Annotated in this window: 14 protein-coding genes; 7 read left to right on the top strand and 7 right to left on the bottom strand. The window is 68.4% G+C overall.

Going from position 1 to position 13,505, the window contains the following annotated elements:
- Nucleotides 1–3 precede the first annotated feature (3 nt).
- The 4 genes from ABD729_RS03625 to ABD729_RS03610 all read right to left on the bottom strand — a co-directional run bounded on the left by ABD729_RS03625 (nt 4) and on the right by ABD729_RS03610 (nt 4,377).
- A complete protein-coding gene (locus ABD729_RS03625) occupies nt 4–1,563 on the bottom strand; it encodes a Y-family DNA polymerase (protein ID WP_344708788.1) in 1,560 nt (519 codons plus the stop codon).
- Entirely contained in the window at nt 1,487–2,134 is a 648-nt protein-coding gene (locus ABD729_RS03620) for an ImuA family protein (protein WP_344708787.1), read from the bottom strand. The genes ABD729_RS03625 and ABD729_RS03620 overlap by 77 nt, the downstream gene beginning before the upstream one ends.
- A 254-nt stretch (nt 2,135–2,388) precedes the next feature.
- The gene (fumC, locus tag ABD729_RS03615) at nt 2,389–3,780 is read right to left on the bottom strand and encodes a class II fumarate hydratase (RefSeq protein ID WP_344708786.1); all 1,392 of its coding nucleotides are present in this window, start codon (nt 3,778–3,780) and stop codon (nt 2,389–2,391) included.
- Nucleotides 3,781–3,891: 111 nt separating this feature from the next.
- The gene (locus ABD729_RS03610) at nt 3,892–4,377 is read right to left on the bottom strand and encodes an SspB family protein (protein WP_344708784.1); all 486 of its coding nucleotides are present in this window, start codon (nt 4,375–4,377) and stop codon (nt 3,892–3,894) included.
- A 51-nt stretch (nt 4,378–4,428) separates the two neighbouring features.
- On the opposite strand from ABD729_RS03610, the gene ABD729_RS03605 reads away from it, so the two are divergent.
- A complete protein-coding gene (locus tag ABD729_RS03605; protein ID WP_344708783.1) occupies nt 4,429–4,806 on the top strand; it encodes an HIT domain-containing protein in 378 nt (125 codons plus the stop codon).
- Nucleotides 4,807–4,949: 143 nt separating this feature from the next.
- A complete protein-coding gene (locus ABD729_RS03600) occupies nt 4,950–6,494 on the top strand; it encodes an amino acid permease (RefSeq protein WP_344708782.1) in 1,545 nt (514 codons plus the stop codon).
- A 77-nt stretch (nt 6,495–6,571) separates the two neighbouring features.
- Here ABD729_RS03600 and ABD729_RS03595 read toward each other — a convergent pair whose 3' ends face one another.
- Complete coding sequence (locus ABD729_RS03595; RefSeq protein ID WP_344708781.1) at nt 6,572–7,564, bottom strand: adenosine kinase; 993 nt, start codon at nt 7,562–7,564, stop codon at nt 6,572–6,574.
- Between the two features lie 98 nt (nt 7,565–7,662).
- Here ABD729_RS03595 and ABD729_RS03590 point away from each other — a divergent pair, with 98 nt between their 5' ends.
- The gene (locus tag ABD729_RS03590; RefSeq protein WP_344708780.1) at nt 7,663–8,013 is read left to right on the top strand and encodes a hypothetical protein; all 351 of its coding nucleotides are present in this window, start codon (nt 7,663–7,665) and stop codon (nt 8,011–8,013) included.
- Here the strand turns inward: ABD729_RS03590 and queG are convergent.
- A complete protein-coding gene (queG, locus tag ABD729_RS03585) occupies nt 7,899–9,038 on the bottom strand; it encodes a tRNA epoxyqueuosine(34) reductase QueG (RefSeq protein ID WP_344708779.1) in 1,140 nt (379 codons plus the stop codon). The two genes, ABD729_RS03590 and queG, sit on opposite strands and share 115 nt — an antisense overlap.
- Before the next feature lie 40 nt (nt 9,039–9,078).
- On the opposite strand from queG, the gene ABD729_RS03580 reads away from it, so the two are divergent.
- Together ABD729_RS03580 and ABD729_RS03575 are read left to right on the top strand one after the other, a co-directional pair.
- Complete coding sequence (locus tag ABD729_RS03580; RefSeq protein WP_344708778.1) at nt 9,079–10,017, top strand: ABC transporter ATP-binding protein; 939 nt, start codon at nt 9,079–9,081, stop codon at nt 10,015–10,017.
- Entirely contained in the window at nt 10,014–11,222 is a 1,209-nt protein-coding gene (locus tag ABD729_RS03575) for an ABC transporter permease (RefSeq protein WP_344708777.1), read from the top strand. Before ABD729_RS03580 ends, ABD729_RS03575 begins: the two co-directional genes overlap by 4 nt.
- On the opposite strand, the gene ABD729_RS03570 is transcribed toward ABD729_RS03575, so the two are convergent.
- Nucleotides 11,219–11,800 (bottom strand): GGDEF domain-containing protein, encoded by a 582-nt coding sequence (locus tag ABD729_RS03570; protein ID WP_344708776.1) that lies wholly within the window; start codon nt 11,798–11,800, stop codon nt 11,219–11,221. The genes ABD729_RS03575 and ABD729_RS03570 overlap by 4 nt on opposite strands.
- A 126-nt stretch (nt 11,801–11,926) precedes the next feature.
- Between ABD729_RS03570 and purE the strand changes: the two genes are divergently transcribed.
- Together purE and ABD729_RS03560 are read left to right on the top strand one after the other, a co-directional pair.
- The gene (purE, locus tag ABD729_RS03565; protein ID WP_344708775.1) at nt 11,927–12,400 is read left to right on the top strand and encodes a 5-(carboxyamino)imidazole ribonucleotide mutase; all 474 of its coding nucleotides are present in this window, start codon (nt 11,927–11,929) and stop codon (nt 12,398–12,400) included.
- Complete coding sequence (locus ABD729_RS03560; RefSeq protein WP_344708774.1) at nt 12,397–13,452, top strand: 5-(carboxyamino)imidazole ribonucleotide synthase; 1,056 nt, start codon at nt 12,397–12,399, stop codon at nt 13,450–13,452. Before purE ends, ABD729_RS03560 begins: the two co-directional genes overlap by 4 nt.
- The last annotated feature ends 53 nt before the right edge of the window (nt 13,453–13,505 follow it).

The following is a 13,505-nucleotide window of genomic DNA, read 5'->3' as shown; positions in this document are numbered from 1 at the left end:
GCCTCATGCGAACAGCCCGTGGACGAACCAGGCGGGCGCCCCGCCGCGGCCGTCGCCGACCACGCCTTCGCGGAAGATCCAGAAGCGCACGCCCGCCGCGTCCTCGACCTTGTAATAGTCGCGCAGCCGGGCGCTCGACCGTTCGCGCCACCATTCGGGCGAGACCCGCCGCGGCCCTTGCGCGCGGGCGATGTCGTGCACCTTGCGCCGCCACACGAAGCGTCGCGGAAGGCCCTCGGGCGTGGCGTAGAGGACCGCGATTTCCTCCGGTGAATCGAGCAGGCGGGTCGGATCGTCGGCCTGCGGATGGGTGTCGGCGGCGGCGGCCGGCGGCGCATCGATCCCTTGGGTCCAGCCGGCCGCGCGCTCGGGAAGGTGGCTTTGCACCGCCACCGGCCGCCGCACCCTGGCCGCACCCAGCCGAACGCTCAGCCGGTCGATCAGCGCCGCCACCGCCACCTCGCCCGACGGAGTTCCGAGCAGGGCCTCTTGCGCGGAATCGAGCCCTTCCCACCAGCGCACCTCCAGCGCGAAGGCGTCGATCCCGAACCCGGGGTCGATCCCTTGCCGTTCGAGAACTCCGGACAGGAGGCGGTGGAGATGTCCCGGTTCACGTGAGGGGATCGAGGTCGCGACCTGGACCTCGCCCACGCTGCCGTCGACGCGGAAGGCGGTGAGGAGGAGGTGGCGGGCGCCGAGCTTGCGCCGTTCCAGTTCGTCGGCGAGGCGGGGGACGAGCTGTCGAAGCGCCTCGGCCGGGGCTTCGGGATGCACCACCGGCTCCTTGATCGGGAGCAGCGCGCGGGGCGGGGGATCGTCGGGGAGCGGGGTCAGCGGCTCGGGCTTGCGGCCCAATGCGCGATCGAGCGCGTCGAGGGGATGCTCGTCCTTGGGAAAGCGCCGGGCGAGCGACTTGCGGGGCACGCCGGCAAGGTCGCCGACCTGCTTCAGGCCGAGGCGAACCAGCATGTGGGTGGCTTGCGGCGACAGGCGCAGCGCGGCGACCGGGAGCGGCGCAAGTATCCGGGCAAGCTCGTCCGGGCTGGCGAGACGCGCGCCGCGGCCATAGCGCGCCAGTGCCCAGGCGGCCCCGGCGGTGGGCGCAATCGCCGCGCGGGTGCTGACCGCCATCGCGGCAAAGCGCGCCTCGATGTCGGCAAGAAGCGCGGCCTCGCCCCCGAACAGGTGCGCGACGCCGGTCACGTCGAGCCACAGCGCGTCGGCGCCGTCGACCTCGACCAGCGGCGACCAGCGGCTGGCCCAGCGCGCGGCCGCGCGGAGCCAGGCCGCTTCGCCGGCGACGTCCGCCGCCTCGGCCTCCAGCGCGGGATCGAGCGCGCGGGCGTCGGCCAGCCGGGCACCGGGCGCTGCCCCGCGCCCGGCTGCGGCGGGAGTGACGGCGTGGATCAGCTGGCCGTGGCGGCCCTCGACGGTGAGGACCAGCGGCCGGGCGAGCGCTTCCCTTCGACGCTGCTCAGGACAGGCCTCAGGCGCGGCGCTCCCATTGGCCCAGCGCTCGATCGCCAGGTTGGGGAGCCACAGGGAGCAGATCCGCCGGCTCATCGCCGACCACCCACGAACCGGGGTGCCGCAAGCGCGAGCGGAACAGCTCGGCGGTCCAGCGCGGGGTGCCCGGGGCCTTGGGGTCGAAGGGATGGGCCAGGCTCGGCGCGCTTGCCAGCCGCCAGCGTTCGCGCGCGCCGGACAGGTTGGCCGCGCCAGCCAGGCGGATCAGCCAGCAGGCGACCCCGAACCGCTCCGCCGCGACCGCCAGCCGCCGCGTCGCGGTGAAGTCGAGCGCCTGCGGATCGCCCCACAGTTCGCCGATCACGCCGCCTAGGCCCTCGCATCGAAGGCCCTCCTCCATCGCCCACAGCGCGGCCCTCGAATCACGCGCCTCGACATGGATGAGCTGCCGCCCGGCGGGCCCGAGCCCGGCCGCATGGACCCGCCCGCCTTCGAGGATGGCCATGCGTTCCTGCACCCACAGCAAGGGCTTGGGCGTGTCGAGATGACGGAGCACGAAGCCGGTCCAGCCGGCATCGCGGGGCGAGGAAGGAAAGAGTTCGGAGAGGGTCGGCTGCGCAGGTGAAAGCGCGGCATCGTGCGCCGCACGGGAAGGGAACCGTACCACGGCATCTGCCGGTGCACAGTTTTCTCCAGCCGCACGGGGACCCCCGCCGGCGACGAGATGAAGACCTCGTTCCACACGACTCGCAACGCTCTTGTTCTGCTTTTGTTCTTATTCGCGCGAGTCAGCGAACGGAGTCAATCGGGCGACTCGCGGGGGCGTTTGTCAGTCGTCTGGAGAGGAGCGGACGCGACGAAGCAATCCACTGGCGCTGGCCGTGGATTGCTTCGTCATGCTCGCAATGACGAAATGCGAGCCTAGCGCCCGATCATCGCTTCCGGGCGGACGACGCGGTCGAAGGTTTCGGCGTCGACCAGGCCGAGTTCCAGCCCTGCTTCCTTCAGCGTCAGCCGCTTCTTGTGGGCGTATTTGGCGATGCTCGCGGCATTGTCGTAGCCGATCTCGGGCGCCAGCGCGGTGACCAGCATCAGGCTGCGCCCGACCAGTTCGGCGATATGATCCTCGTTGGCGGTCATCCCCTCGACGCAGCGTTCGGCGAAACTGACCATCGCGATCGACAGCAGTTCGACCGAGCGCAGCACGTTCGACCCGATCAGCGGCATGAACACGTTGAGTTCGAAATGGCCCTGCATGCCGCCGACGGTCACCGCCTGGCCGTTGCCGATCACCTGCGCGCAGACCATCGTCAGGCTTTCGACCTGGGTCGGGTTGACCTTGCCCGGCATGATCGAGCTGCCCGGCTCGTTCTCGGGCAGGCTGAGTTCGCCAAGGCCCGAGCGCGGACCCGAGCCGAGGAAGCGGATGTCGTTGCCGATCTTGGTCAGCGCGACGGCCAGCGTCGCCAGCGCGCCATGGAAGAAGACGAGGCCATCACGCGCCGCCATTTCGGCGAACTTGTTGGGCGCGGGCTCGAACCGGCTGCCGGCAATGTCGCTGATCGCCTGGCACATGTCGTCGGACCAGCCGGCCGGTGCGTTGAGGCCGGTGCCGACCGCGGTGCCGCCGATCGCGAGCTTGCGAAGGTTGCCTTCGAGCGCACCTTCGATCCGCTTGCGGCAATTGACCAGCTGCGCGGCATAGCCGGAAAATTCCTGGCCGAGCGTCAGCGGGGTCGCGTCCTGCGTGTGGGTGCGGCCGATCTTGACGATCGAGTCCCATTCGCGCGCCTTGGCGTCGAGCGCGGCGGTCAGCCGGTCGAGCGCGGGATAGAGCTGCTGTTCGGCGCTGAGCACCGCCGCGACGTGGAGCGCGGTCGGGAAGCTGTCGTTGCTGCTCTGCGACTTGTTGACGTGGTCGTTGGGATGGACCGGGCTCTTGCCGCCCTTGCCGGACCCGAGCGCCTCGTTGGCGATGCCCGCGATCACCTCGTTGACGTTCATATTGGTCTGGGTGCCGCTGCCGGTCTGCCAGATGGTGAGCGGGAACTGGTCGTCGTGGGCGCCCGCGATGATCGCCGAGGCAGCGCTTTCCATCGCGTCCGCAAGCCTGGCGTCGAGGCCGTGCTTGCGGTTCACCCGCGCCGCCGCCTGCTTCACGATCGCCTGCGCGTGGACCAGCCGGATCGGCATCCGCTCGCGTTCGCCGAACGGGAAGTTGCCAAGCGACCGCTGGGTCTGCGCGCCCCAATAGCAGTCGGCGGGAACTTCGATCGGGCCGAAGCTGTCGGTTTCGGTGCGGGTGTCGGTCATGCAAATCCTCGTCTGACGTTTGCGCGCGTCCTTGGGAGGAGCGAAACGGCGAAGCAACCATTGCACGAACCAGTGGATTGCTTCGCTTCGCCCGCAATGACGATCGCGGCTCTATTTCTTGCGGGTGAAGTCCACCGAGACGACGTTGGAGCCGTCCTCGACCGGGACCACGGCCGGCGCGTCATTCTCGGCGTCGTCATGATCCTCGGCCCCGTCATTTTCGGCGCCATTGGCCTGGAACTTGAGGCTGAAATCGACCGCCGGGTCGACGAAGTCTGTCACCGAGGCGAACGGGACGCGGAGCGTCGCTGGAACGCCGCCGAAGCTCAGTCCAACGGTGAAATGGTCGGGCGCGACGTGGAGGTCCCAGTAGCGATGCTGGATGACGATCGTCATCTCGTCCGGGAAACGCTGCGCGAGATGCTTGGGGATTTCGACCCCCGGCATCCGGGTCCGGAAGGTGATGTAGAAATGGTGCCCGCCGGGCAGCGAGCCGCCTTTCTCGACCGAGGACAGCACCCGTCCGACCACATCGCGCAGGGCTTCCTGCACGATCTCGTCGTAGGGAATCAGGCTTTCTGGGCTATCGTCGGCCATGTCCCGAACTGGTAGCGAGGCTCCGAACAGGGTCAACCGGGAAACGCGTCCATGCCAATTGATCACAAGCAGCCGTATGACGAAACGAACATCTTCGCCCGCATCCTGCGCGGGGAGCTGCCGGCCAAGACCGTGTTCGAGACCGAGCATGCGCTCGCCTTCCACGACATCAATCCCGTAAGCGCGGTGCACGTGCTGGTGATCCCCAAGGGCGCCTATGTCAGCTGGGAGGATTTCTCGGCCAATGCGTCCGACGCCGAAATCGCCGGTTTCGTCCGGGCGGTGGGCGAAACCGCGCGGATCGTCGGGGCCGAGCCGCAGGGATATCGCCTGCTTGCCAACACCGGAAAGCGCGCCGGGCAGGAAGTGCCGCACCTTCACGTGCACATCTTCGGCGGCCAGCCGCTTGGGCCAATGCTTGCGCGCTAAGGCGTCGCCCCTGTGGCGGGCATGTGACAGAGGGATTGCACGGCCCGAATGAACCGCTAGGCTCCGCGCCGATTTCACATTCTCAAGTTTTCGGGGGAGCCTTGATGGCTAGTGCCGCGCCAAAGAAGTCACTGATCGGGCGAATGTTTGCCCGCAAATCCATTGCCCAGGTCCAGCAGGAATCCGCGTCGAGCGAGCTCAAGCGCACGCTTGGCAAGTGGAACCTGCTGCTGCTTGGCGTCGGCTGCATCATCGGCGCGGGCATCTTCGTCCGCACCGGCAGCGCCGCGGCGCTCCACGCCGGTCCGGCGGTGCTGCTGTCGTTCGTGGTGGCGGGCATCGTCTGTGCCTTCGCCGGCCTTTGCTATGCCGAGCTTTCCTCGACCCTGCCGGTGTCCGGCTCCGCCTACACCTACGGCTACACCACGCTTGGTGAGTTCGTGGCGTGGATCATGGGCGCGCTGCTGCTGCTCGAATATGGTCTCGCGGCGTCGGTCGTCGCGGTCGGCTGGGGCGGCTATGTCGTCAGCCTGCTGGCCGACTTCGGGCTCGTCATCCCGCCGCAGTTCACCGGTCCCGCCGGCTATACGCTGATGAAGGAAGGCGTGCCGGTGCTGGTCAACGGCGCGCAGATCACCACGCTGTTCAACCTTCCCGCCTTCCTGATCTGTCTTGCCCTGTCGGTGCTGCTGGTCGTCGGCGTGTCGGAATCGGCGAAGGTCAACAACGCCATCGTCGCGATCAAGGTCAGCGTGCTGGTCGCCTTCATCGTCGTCGGCGGCCTGATCGTCCTGTCGAACTTCGGTGAGCTGGTCGCCAAGAACTGGACCCCCTTCATCCCGGAAAACACCGGGCCGGGGCAGTTCGGCGTCGACGGCATCATGCGTGCCGCGTCCATCGTCTTCTTCGCCTATATCGGCTTCGAAGCGGTCTCGACCGCCGGGCAGGAAGCCAAGGATCCGAAGCGCGACATGCCCTTCGGCATCATCGGCAGCCTGATCGTCTGCACCGTCATCTACATGCTGGTTGCCGCAATCATGACGCTACTGGTGCCTTATGCCTCGCTAAATGTGCCGGATCCCGTCGCGGTGGTCGTCGACAATTTCGGCCCGACCTGGAGCTGGCTGGCCAAGATCATCAAGGTCGGCGCGATCATCGGCCTGACCTCGGTCGTGCTGGTGCTGATGTACGCGCAGACCCGCATCTTCTACACCATGGCCCGCGACGGCCTGCTGCCGAAGGTGTTCGCGACGGTCCATCCGCGCTTCAAGACGCCGTACATCAACACCATCCTGGTCGGCATCATCACCGCCGTCGCCGCCGGCTTCTTCGACATCAACGTGCTGGGCGACATGACCTCGGTCGGAACGCTGGCGGCCTTTGCCATCGTCTGCCTGTCGGTCATCTACCTCCGCCGTTCGGCGCCGGAACTGCCGCGCGGGTTCAAGGTGCCGCTCTATCCGGTGCTGCCGGTGCTCGGCATCCTGTCCTGCCTGTACCTGATCACCACCGTTCCGTGGAACGTGCTGATGTTCTTCGTCTGGTACATGCTCGGCATGACGGCGCTCTATTTCGTCTACGGCATGCATAATTCGGAGCTCGGCAAGGGCCATGCGGTCACCGCCGACGGCGAAATGCCCTACTTCCCGGAGGATAACCCGGACGGTGGCACCGTCACCCGCGACTGAGCGGGGACGACGCCCAAAGGAAAAGGGGCCGGTGCAGCGATGCACCGGCCCCTTTCTTGTTCGGCGGTGGGCGAACCCTAGAGGAGGTCGCCTGCCAGTGCCTTGAGGTCGGCTTCGGGGCGCGCTCCATAATGCTGAATCACTTCGGCCGCCGCGATCGCGCCGAGGCGGAGCGAGGCTTCGAGCCCGAGCCCGCGGGCCTGTCCGGCGAGGAAGCCGGACGCGAACAGGTCGCCCGCGCCGGTGGTGTCGACGAGGCGCTCGATCGGTTCGGCCGGGACCGAGGCGCGCTCGGAGCCGGCCACCGCCACCGCACCGGCCTCGCTGCGGGTAACGGCGAGAACCGGGACCTTGGCGGCAAGCGCGACGAGCGCGGTCTCGAAGTCGGTTTCGCCGGTCATCGCCAGCAGCTCGGCCTCGTTGGCGAACAGGATGTCGACCTTCTTTTCTTCAAGCAGGCGGTGGAAACCGTCGCGGTGGCGGTCGACGCAGAAGGTGTCGCTGAGGGTAAAGGCGACCTTGCGTCCGGCCTCGCGCGCGGCGGCGATCGCGGCTTCCATCGCGGCGCGCGGCACTTCGGGGTCCCACAGATAGCCCTCGAGATAGAGGATGCCCGCGTCGCGCACCGCATCGAGGTCGATTGCGTCGGGCGACAGCTGCTGCGCTGCCCCAAGGAAGGTGTTCATGGTCCGCTGCGCGTCGGCGGTGACCAGGATCAGGCAGCGCGCGGTGGCGCCGACATCGCCGCGGGCGGGGGTGTCGAAGGCGACGCCGAGGCTGCGGATGTCGTGGGCGAAAATCCCGCCGAGCTGGTCGTTGGCGACCTGGCCGATGAAGGCGGTGCTGATCCCCAGCGCGGCAAGCCCGGCGGCGGTGTTGCCGGCCGACCCGCCGCTCGCCTCGCGGCCCGGGCCCATCAGCGCGTAGAGCCGCTCGGCCTCCGCCTCGTCGATCAACCGCATGCTCGCCTTGTCGAGGCCCTGCGCCTGCAGGAAGGCGTCGTCGGCATCGGCGATCACGTCGACAATGGCGTTGCCGATCGCAAGCACGTCGTAGCGGGGAGTGGTCATGAAAATTCCTGGCGGTTGACGGAAAGGCGCGCCCGTAGCTGGTGGGAGGCGATTGGGAAAGCGTTGCGCCCGCCCGCCACTGCTGACAAAGCCGCGCGATGCGCCGTTTGTTTCCGTTCGCCGCCCTTGCCGTCGCGGCCTGCGCCACCGCCCCGCAGCAAGCTCCCGCGCCCCAGCCGAGCCGCCCGGCCCCGATCGAGGTGCGCAGCAACCTGTCGGGGCTGAGCGAAGCCGACCTGCTCCAGCGCTTCGGACCGGCGCCGTTTCGCGTGCGCGAAGGCACCGGCCTCAAGCTTCAATGGCAGAACGCGACCTGCGTCCTCGATGCCTATCTCTATCCGCCCGAACGCGGGACCGGCGCGGCGAGCGTGCTGCACGTCGATACCCGCCGGCCGGGCTCGGGCGAAGCCGTGGCGGTCGAGGGCTGTATCGCCTCGCTCAGCCGGTAGGCCGCCCATTCGGCCGCTTCCGCGACGACGGGATCGGAATCGTCCCGCAGCGCCTCGATCCGGCCGAGCAGGCCCGGCCGGCCGCTGTTCCCCGCCGCGATCAGGCAGTTGCGCAGGAAGCGCTTCACCCCGATCCGCTTGATCGGACTGCCCGAGAACATCTCGCGGAAGCTGGCATCGTCGAGCGCCAGGAGGTCGCCAAGTTCGGGAGCGACGAGTTCTGCGCGCGGCAGGAACGCACGATTGGCCTGCGCCTGGCTCGCAAAGCGGTTCCACGGACAGGCGGCGAGGCAATCGTCGCAGCCGTAGATGCGATTGCCCATCGCTTCGCGAAATTCGAGCGGGATCGGGCCGGCGTGTTCGATCGTCAGGTAGGAGATGCAGCGCCGCGCATCGATCCGCCGCGGCCCGTCGATCGCGCCCGTGGGACAGGCCACCATGCAGCGTGTGCAGCTCCCGCAATGATCGCGGGCCGGTTCGTCGGGCGCGAGCTCGAGTTCGGTGAAGATGACGCCGAGGAACAGCCAATTGCCGTGCGTGCGCGAGAGGAGGTTGGTGTGCTTGCCCTGCCAGCCGATCCCGGCCGCCGCGCTTAAGGGTTTCTCCATCACCGGGGCGGTGTCGACGAACACCTTGAGTTCGCTTGGAACGGCATCGACGATGAAGCGGGCAAGCGCCTTCAGCGCCTTTTTCACCGTCTTGTGATAGTCGGCGCCCTGCGCATAAACGCTGATCCGCCCGCGTTCGGGGGCGTCCTCCAGCGCGCGCGGATCGCCCGCCGGGGCATAGCTCATCGCCAGCGCGATCACGCTTTTCGCGTCGGGCCACAGCGCCTGGGGGTGGGCACGCTGGCCGGCTCGCTCCTCCATCCAGCCCATCGCGCCGTGGCGCCCTTCGGCGAGCCAGGCGTGCAGGCGCTCGCCCGCTTCGGGCACCGCGTCGGCGCGGGCAAAGCCGCAGGACACGAATCCGAGCCTTTCGGCCTCTTCGCGTATCCGTTCCTTAAGGCTTGCTGGTTCAAGCACGCGCGCTCACTACAGGGCGACGCGTGGGGAGGCCAGCCGAGTGCAGCAGGATCAGGAGGTTGCCGTCGAGGCACGCGACCTCGTCAAGGAGTTCGGTCCCAAGCGCGCCGTCGATGGGGTCAGCCTCTCGGTCCCGGCGGGAAGCATCTTCGGCCTGCTTGGTCCCAATGGCGCGGGCAAGACCACGACGCTTCGCATGCTGCTGGGGATCATCGACCCCGACAGCGGCAGCCGAAGCCTGCTCGGCTGCGACCAGCCGCTCAAGGTCGCCTGCGATGTCGGCTATCTACCCGAGGAGCGCGGGCTTTACCCGGCGATGAACGCGCGCGAGGCAATCGCCTTCATGGGCGCGCTGCGCGGGCTTCCGCTGGCCGAAGGCCGCCGCCGTGCCGTCGCGATGCTGGCCGAACGCGGGCTTGCCGATTGGGAGCAGAAGCCGATCCGCTCGCTTTCCAAGGGCCAGGCGCAGACGGTGCAGCTGCTTGGCACGCTCGTCCACAGGCCCCGCCTTATCGTCCTCGACGAGCCGTTTTCCGGGCTCGACGCGATCAACCAGGAAAAGCTCGAGGCGCTGATCCGGGCCGAAGCCGCGGCGGGCGCGACGATCATTTTTTCGACCCACGTCATCGCCCACGCCGAGCGGCTGTGCGAGCGGATCGCGATCATCGCCGCGGGCAAGGTCGCTTTTTCGGGCGCCGTCGACGAAGCGCGCGACCAGCTGCGGCCGGTGGTCCGGCTCCAGACCCGGGCCGCGGAAGGCGCATGGCGCGCGGCGCTTCCGCCCGGAGCGCGGCAGGTCGGACGCGAATGGCGCTTCGAATTGCCGCCGGGCGGCCCCGAACCGTTGCTCAAATCACTGATCGAGGGTGGTGCGGGGATCGATACGCTGTCGATCGAGCGCCCGGGTCTGCACGATGCCTTTGTCGCCATCGCGGGGGCCGGAACGGCGGACGCGATGGGCCGCGAGGTGCCGCAATGAACCGCCACCTCAGCCGGCTTCAGGCCGCCTTCGTCATCGCCCGGCGCGACTATAGCGCGACCGTGCTGAGCCGGACGTTTCTGTTCTTCCTGCTTGGGCCGCTGTTCCCCATCCTGCTCGGGATCATCTTCGGCAGCCTTGGCGCCAAGGTCGCCGGCGACCCTGCCCCGCGCCAGGTCGCGGTGATCGCCTCCGAAGCCGATTTTGCGCGGTTGAAGCAGGCGTCGCAATTCCTGCAGAAAACCGAGGGCGTCACCGGCCTTCCCGAAATCGCCTGGCAGAAGCCCGGCGCCGGTTCGCCCGGCGAACTCCTCCGCAAGCCCGGCCTGCCGGCTTATTCGGCGGTTCTTTCCAGCCCGTTCGAACGCCCCGCGCTGGCCGGCAACCTGCAGGCCGACGACCGGCTGGTCGGGCAGATGCGGCTGCTGATCGCCTATGCCAACAATCCCGCCGCGCCGCCGGTGATCGCCGTCCAAAAGATCGGCGGCACCGCCATCGCCGCCCGCAACGCGCGCGAGATCACCGCCCGCGCCGGGCAGGGCCTGCTGTTCCTGCTGACCCTGCTGCTGTCGGGCATGCTGCTGTCCCAGCTGATCGAGGAGAAATCGAACAAGGTCATCGAAGTCCTTGCCGCCGCCGTCCCGGTCGAGAGCATCTTCATCGGCAAGCTGTTCGGAATGCTTGCGGTCAGCCTCAGCGGGATTGCCGTCTGGACCACGTTGGCGGTCACCGGGCTTGCGGTCTTTGCGCCCGGTGCGCTTGGCGCGCTTCCGACGCCGGCAGTGGGCTGGCCCTTGTTCGCCTTCTTCGTCGCGACCTACTTCGCGATGAGCTACCTGCTGATCGGCGCTGCCTTCCTCGGGATCGGGGCGCAGGCTTCCACCGCGCGTGAGGTCCAGTTGCTGTCGATGCCGATCACCATGGGGCAGGTCGGCCTGGTCGTGCTTGCCAGCTATGCGATCAGCGATCCGTCGGGCCGGATGGGCCTTGGCGCGACGGTCTTTCCCCTGTCCTCGCCGTTCGCGATGCTGGCGCGGGCGGCGATGGATGGGGCCTTGTGGCCGCACCTTGTCGCCCTTGCCTGGCAGAGCCTGTGGATCGCGTTGATCCTCAAGCTCGCGTCGGCCTGGTTCCGGCGCTCGGTCCTGAAGAGCGGTGGGAAGCGGCGGCTGTTCGGCCGCGCCAGTACGGCAAGGCCGGCCTAGGCCGCGACCTTTTGCGCGTACATCGCCTGGTCGGCCCGGGCGAGGACCGACTCGGGTGTATCGCCGCCGCGGATTTCCGCGATCCCGATTGCCGCGGAAAGCGGAATCGCCTGTTCTTCGAAGGTGAAGCTGGTGCCCGCGATCCGGTCGGTCAGCCGGGCCGCGGTTTCCGTGGCCTGGTCGAGATCGACCCGTTCCAGCAGCACCGCAAATTCGTCACCGGCGAAGCGGGCGACCGTGTCGCTTTGCCGGACCCCGCCGGTCAGCAGTTCGGCGATGTGGATCAGCGCCGCATCCCCTGCCTCGTGGCCGAAGCTGTCATTGACCATCTTCAGACCATCGACGTCGATGAACAGCAAGGCGCCCGCATCGCCATAGCGTTCGGTGCGATCGATCAGGCTGGCGAGTTGCCGTTCGAAGCCGCGGCGGTTGGGTAGCGGGACGAGCGGGTCCTGATGGGCCAGCCGATCGAGCTCGCTGACCTGCCGCTCGAGCCGCGCGACGGTGGCGCGCAGGCGCGAGATCTCGCCCCAAAGGGCGACAGGATCCTCGTTCGTGACCGACACGTCATCGTTCATCGCAAACACACCGTTGGCAGGGCGGCAGGGCACCCCATAGCCGAGATTCCTCCGCTTTGGGAGCGGGTGACATGAAGGCGCACCGCTCCTAGAAGCGGACCCGATTGAACGGGGGACGAAGCGCGGATGGACGTCGGGATCATCATGGGCAGCCAATCCGACTGGGAGACGATGCAGCACGCATCGGCGATTCTCGGTGAACTCGGCATTGCTCATGAAGCAAAAGTCGTCTCGGCGCACCGCACCCCCAAGCGACTGTACGATTATGCGACAGGGGCAAAAGCACGCGGCCTCAAGGTGATCATCGCCGGGGCCGGCGGGGCCGCGCACCTGCCCGGCATGGCCGCATCGATGACCCCGCTTCCCGTCCTTGGCGTGCCGGTCGAAAGCAAGGCGCTGTCGGGTCTCGACAGCCTGCTGTCGATTGCCCAGATGCCCGGCGGCGTCCCGGTCGGCACCCTTGCGATTGGCAAGGCCGGGGCGATCAATGCCGGCCTGCTGGCCGCGTCCATCCTTGCTCTGTCAGACGAGGGGCTGGCTGCGCGGCTGGAGGCCTGGCGCACCGCCCAGACCGATTCGATCGCCGAGAGCCCTGAGTGATCGACCCGGGCGGCACGATCGGAATCATCGGCGGCGGGCAGCTTGGTCGCATGCTGGCGCTGGCCGCAGCCCCGCTCGGCTACCGGGTCCACGTGTTCGATCCGCATGAGCGGCCCTGCGCCGCCGACGTCGCCGCCGATTTCACCTGTGCCGCCTTCGATGATGTCGCCGCGCTAGAGCGGTTCGCCGCGACCTGCGACGTCGTGACCTACGAATTCGAAAATCTGCCGGTCGGGCCGCTCGCGACGATTGCCGGGAAGCTTCGCCCCGGCACCGCCAGCCTTGCCATCGCCCAGGATCGCTGCGCCGAAAAGGCGTTCGTGGAGAAGGCGGGCGGGCGCCCCGCGCGCTGGAAGGCGATCGACGGGCCCGGCGACATCGCCGCCGCAATCGAGGAGCTCGGTCTTCCGCTCGTCCTCAAGACCCGCCGCGACGGCTATGACGGCAAGGGACAGGCCTGGCTCCGCTCCGCCGACGACATTGCCGCCGCGTGGGACCAGCTTGGAGGCCGACCCCTCGTCGCCGAGCAGGCGATCGCCTTCGAGGCGGAGTTTTCGGTCGTGCTTGCGCGCGGCGCGGACGGCGGTCTCGCCTTCTACGACAGCACCCGCAACACCCATGAGGACGGCATCCTCCGCCGCTCCGAATTGCCGGCCGGCGCCCTTGTCGAAGGCCAGGTCGAGCAGGCGCGGCGCCAGGCGGGCGCGATTGCCGCGGCGCTTGGCCACATCGGCGTGCTGACCGTCGAATTCTTCGCCTGCAGCGACGGCCCGCTGGTCAACGAGATCGCGCCGCGGGTCCACAACAGCGGGCACTGGACGATCGAGGGCGCCGCCACTTCGCAATTCGCCCAGCATATCCGCGCCATCGCCGGCCTTCCGCTCGGCAGCACCGCGCCGCGGGCGCGGCAGGTCGTGATGGACAATCTGATCGGCCACGACGTGGAACGGTGGCCCGAACTGGTCGCGGATCCGGACGCTTCACCGCACCTCTACGGCAAGGGCGCGGCGCGGCCCGGGCGCAAGATGGGGCACGTCACCTATCTGCGCTGAGTAGTGGCGGCTTAGTCGAGCGCGGCAGGGGCGGAGCGGATCCCGCCCCTGCC

The sequence above is a fragment of the Sphingomonas humi genome, from assembly GCF_039536725.1.
GTDB lineage: Bacteria > Pseudomonadota > Alphaproteobacteria > Sphingomonadales > Sphingomonadaceae > Sphingomicrobium > Sphingomicrobium humi.
This window is presented reverse-complemented; position numbering and strand designations above follow the sequence as displayed.